Raw genomic sequence first — 4518 nt, 5'->3', positions numbered from 1 at the left:
CGCGCGGCGTGTCCTGCCCCAGCAGCCAGCCGGCGGAACGCTTGTGGCGCAAGGCGTCATAGACGATGTTGCCGATCGCCGCACGGTCGCCGCCGCCGGCGAAGCGATGCGACAGGCCCCAATCCTTCAGCGCGTCCGCCACCGGCCGGTGGCGCCGGCCGATGTCTTCCAGCACTTCGATGGCCGCAGCCAGCCGTCCGCCCAGTCGCATGGTCTTGTTCCGTCACGCAGAAAATTATTCCGGCCCTGCTCTAGAGCGCGCAACCGGCGCGCACAAGCAGGTCGGCCTGCACAACCGCTCTGCTTTCCAACTTTTCTGGTTGCGAATACTCTTCCGGTTGTGATTCGCGGCGCGCAAAGGTGGACCGGCGGATCGACACGAGGAGAGGGCAATGAAGACTTATCTGGCGGAAGTTCTAGGCACATTTCTATTGGTGTTCATCGGTACGGCTTCTGTGGTGACGGGCGGCTTCGGCGGCGCGCTGCCGCTCGGCCAGGAAGGCATCGGTCTGGCGTTCGGCATCGGCCTCATCGCGGCGGCCTATGCGATCGGCCCGATTTCGGGCGCGCATCTCAACCCGGCGGTGACGCTCGGCGTCTTCCTTGCCGGCCGGCTGCCGGCCAAGGACGTGATCCCCTACTGGATCGCGCAGGTCATCGGCGGCGTCCTTGCTTCGCTGGCGTTGTGGATCATCGTTTCCGGCCAGGTTGGCGGACACACCACCGGCTTCGGCGCCAATGGCTGGGATGTGACGAAATGGGGTGTCAGCTCGGCATTCCTGTGGGAAGTGATCGGCACCTTCACCTTCGTCACCGTGATCCTTGGCGTCACGGCTGAAAAGCACTCGACGGCGTTCGCCGGACTGGTCATCGGCCTGACGCTGGCAGGATTGCACTTCGCCATCATCCCGGTGACCGGCACGTCGCTCAACCCGGCCCGCTCGATCGGTCCGGCACTGTTTTCGGGAACTGCCGCGATCGGTCAGCTCTGGCTGTTCATCGTTGCACCGCTGATCGGCGGCGCCATTGCCGGTGTGGTCGCCAAGGCGCGCATCTTCGAGAAGGACTGAGCTCTTTGGAAGGCTGAATATGAAAAGGCGCGGGCCATGGCCCGCGCCTTAGATGGTTGGTGCAAGAGGCCGAACAGACCTCAGTATGGGTGGTCAAATCCGGCCACGCCGGCTGACTGTTGACTGGAACCGCATGCCCTTCAAACCCGGAACCGTGCTAGTCTAGAGCTACCGATTGAATAGCGCCTGCTGGTTCGAGGTCCCATTGACAAAACGGCTATCGGATTTCGACATTGGCTTGCTGCTGACACTCGACGCGCTGTTGAAGCACCAGAACGTCACCCATGCGGCGGCGAGATTGAACATTACCCAATCGGCTTTGTCGGCCCGCCTGACGCGTCTGCGTCAATTGCTGAACGACCCCCTCTTCACAACGGCGGCGTCCGGACGGGGAATGATCCCGACGCCTCACGCTCTGGCACTTGAGCCCGAACTCACCCGGCTGCTCGAACGGTTGAGCGATTTCGTGAATACTGCTCATCTGTTCGACCCCGCGACAAGCAAACGTGTCTATCGCATTGCCGCCACGGACAATCCGGCAGCGATCCTGGCGCCGGACCTCATTCCGCGGTTCAAATCCCAAGCTCCCAACGCAAAGGTCGCCTTTACGGTGCCCAACAAGCCGAGGATCGTCGAGCATCTGGAGCAGGGCGACATCGATCTCTTCATCGGAGCCGCGGAAGACGGTTCGAGTGGTCTGATCGGGCAGAAGCTGTTCGAAGAAGAATTCGTTACCGCCCAGCGGCACGGCCATCCGCGTGGCAAGGGGTCAATCACCCTGGACGAATTCTGTGCCCTCGACCATCTGCTCATTTCGACGAGCGGCGGGCATTTTGCAGGGATGATCGACGACGCGCTTGCCGAGATCAGCCGCTCGCGCAATGTGACGGTCTCCATCCAGAGCTACGCACTGGCCCCGCTCGTTCTGGAAAACAGCGATCTGATCTGCACCCTGCCCCGGCGTTTCCTGAGGCGCTTCGCTCAAGTTCTCGATCTGTTCGAAGCCCCCTTGGAGCTCTCGCCGTTCGCCATGAACCTGTTCTGGCACCCACGAATGCGCAGCGACCCCGCCCACATATGGCTGCGCAAACTGGTGATACAGAGCGCTCGCAGCGGTCACGAGGGGTAGTGGCCGAACACCACGCAATCGTTCCGGCTACCACATGCCGTGCAATCAGAGCTTCTGAAGCAGGTAGTCGCCAACCTTGTCGGCAGCCGGATCGAACAGCGTGTCGAGCCGCGAATTCAGTACGTAGACATCGTCGCCCAAGATCGCCGCGGCCGTCGGCATCGACATGATGCTGCGCTCCTGCCGGACAATCGTCGCCGATGCCCACCCGTCGGCGGATACCAGTTCGACGGTGCGATCTGCGCCCAGGTTCTGCACCACGATGAGGTGCTGGTCATCGATCAACTGAATGCCGTCGGCACCCGTGAGGGCCTCGGGCAGTTTAACCGGTTCGACCGTGCGGGGGTCGGCGATACTGACGCGAAACAGCTCACCCGTATTGTATTTGCCCACGAGCAGATAGCCATCCTTGTGCCAGGCGATGCCGTTCAGCTTGAAGCCGTCGCCATTCGTGAACCGTGGATCCTGCGCAAAGATCGCCGCCTTGCCCGCTGTGTCGATCCGATAGACGATCGGAGCAAAACTGTCGGTCACATAAGCGTTTCCGTCGGCATCGAGCGCGATGTCATTGGCAAAATGCGTACCTTCGCTGAGGCTGCCGAGATCGTAATAGGCCCGAGGCTGGCCGGTCGTGGCATCGTAGGTGGCCACCGCCGCAAGCTTGCCCTTGCTCGCCGCACCGGTGCGATCGCCGACGCCCGGGTCGGAGTTCGTCACCCAAAGCGTGTTGCGCTTGTCGTCGACGAGCAGACCCGCCGTGGAAACCAGCCTCGCATCGTGCACGAACACCGTGTACTTCCCGGTTTTGTCGACCTTGGCCACCAGGCCATGACGCACCGAGCCGACCATAAAGGTGTCCTGCCTGGCCGACCATGTCATGCTCTCCGGATAACTCTGGTCGGAGGCGAACGAAATCCCCTGAGCCGTGCTGCCGGCCATCGATGGCGATACAATGTTGAAGAGAATCATGGCTGCGACGCCAGACATTAGAGAACGAGAGATCATGATTGGTTCCTTTCGGTCGGTTGATGTCACCGCTCTAGAACTCTGAGCGCGCCTCGAGAAATCGCGTTTCACGATGAGACGAATCGATCGCGTTCATGGGTTTGGGACTTGTCAAAATCCAAACCCGTCCGATCGCCCGACCTGCCATGAACGGGCTCGATGCCACCAATCCGCAAGATCGATTGGCGTGGTGGCGGGCAGGCCAGCATGTTTCAGGCGCTCAACATCAGCAGACGCCGATCGGGCGGACTGGGTGGATGTTCAACGATGGAACAGAAAAAGATGCTCAATCTGTATTTTCACGCCACGCCGAATTCGATGAAGGTGGCGGTGCTGCTGCAAGAGCTGGAATTGCCCTTCGACGTCTCGCCGGTCGATATCTTCAAAGGCGAGCAGCACACGCCGGAATTCAGGGAGATCAATCCAAATGGCAAGGTGCCGGCGATGGTTGACGGGGAGGTGACGATATTCGACTCCCACGCCATCCTCCTCTACCTCGCCGAGAAGCACGGAAAATTCATTCCGGGCGAACTGAAGGCCAAGGCTTTGATGCTGTCATGGCTTCAGTTCGTGGCAACGGGCCTATCGCCGTTTTCCGGCCAGGCAATCCACTTTCTGCATTACGCGCCGGAAGATATCGCCTATGCGAAAAATCGTTACGTGAAGGAGCTCGAGCGCCACTACGCGGTTCTGGACCGTCGGCTTGGAAAGGCCCGCTATCTGGCCGGCGACGAGTACACGATCGCCGACATGGCGCTTTGGGGCTGGGCCGCCTCCGCCGGATATGCATTCGGCGAGAAGGGTCTTGGCGACTATCCCAATGTCGTGCGCTTCATGGACGAGGCGACCAAGCGCCCTGCGGTCCAGCGAGCCCTGGACATGAAGGCAAGGCATACCTTCAAGGCTGATCTCGATGCGGAATCACGTCGCGCCATGTTCCCGCAAAACGAGGCAGATGCCGTATGACCCGTGCCACCGGCAGTTTCTGCTGCCGGTGGATTCGAGCACCGCTGGCGGCCGGGTTCAGTGCGATGCTCGGATGCCCAACCAATGCAGTGCAATGTCAGCCTGGACGACCCAGCGATATTAGACGCCAATCGAGTTCACGGCTCGACGTCGGCGCGAGGCCAGCCCTCAAGCCTTCTTCTGCGTCACGAGCCCCAGTTCCTCGACCATCGCCTCGCATCAAAAACTTCTGCGGCTTGCCGGGTGACCGTCATCGGCAATTCGGTGCGGAAGCGGATGTGGCGCTGGATCTTGTCGCGGGCGATCTGGCCGGGCTTGAGCACGATCCGGGCAGCTTCAGCTTTTCCA

General features: G+C 61.0%; 4 protein-coding genes and 1 pseudogene. 3 read left to right on the top strand and 2 right to left on the bottom strand.

Features of this window, described 5'->3' with window-relative positions; all coding sequences use genetic code 11:
* Positions 1 to 211 (bottom strand): annotated as a pseudogene (locus EN939_RS22155) (MFS transporter); the annotation flags it as partial.
* A 181-nt stretch (positions 212 to 392) separates the two neighbouring features.
* Between EN939_RS22155 and EN939_RS22150 the strand changes: the two are divergent.
* Both EN939_RS22150 and EN939_RS22145 read left to right on the top strand, forming a co-directional pair.
* Positions 393 to 1070: an MIP family channel protein gene (locus EN939_RS22150; RefSeq protein ID WP_013530368.1), complete on the top strand. Its 678-nt coding sequence runs from the start codon at positions 393 to 395 to the stop codon at positions 1068 to 1070.
* A 238-nt stretch (positions 1071 to 1308) separates the two neighbouring features.
* Entirely contained in the window at positions 1309 to 2199 is an 891-nt protein-coding gene (locus tag EN939_RS22145) for a LysR family transcriptional regulator (protein ID WP_245456765.1), read from the top strand.
* Positions 2200 to 2244: 45 nt separating this feature from the next.
* Here the strand turns inward: EN939_RS22145 and EN939_RS22140 are convergent, their stop codons facing one another.
* The gene (locus EN939_RS22140; protein ID WP_164748887.1) at positions 2245 to 3138 is read right to left on the bottom strand and encodes an SMP-30/gluconolactonase/LRE family protein; all 894 of its coding nucleotides are present in this window, start codon (positions 3136 to 3138) and stop codon (positions 2245 to 2247) included.
* A 348-nt stretch (positions 3139 to 3486) separates the two neighbouring features.
* On the opposite strand from EN939_RS22140, the gene EN939_RS22135 reads away from it, so the two are divergent.
* A complete protein-coding gene (locus EN939_RS22135) occupies positions 3487 to 4170 on the top strand; it encodes a glutathione S-transferase family protein (protein ID WP_127269670.1) in 684 nt (227 codons plus the stop codon).
* The last annotated feature ends 348 nt before the right edge of the window (positions 4171 to 4518 follow it).

This window comes from Mesorhizobium sp. M7A.F.Ca.CA.002.05.1.1 (assembly GCF_003998335.1).
Lineage (GTDB): Bacteria > Pseudomonadota > Alphaproteobacteria > Rhizobiales > Rhizobiaceae > Mesorhizobium.
Note: the sequence above shows the minus strand (reverse complement) of the source record. Positions and strands in the feature narration are given on the sequence as shown.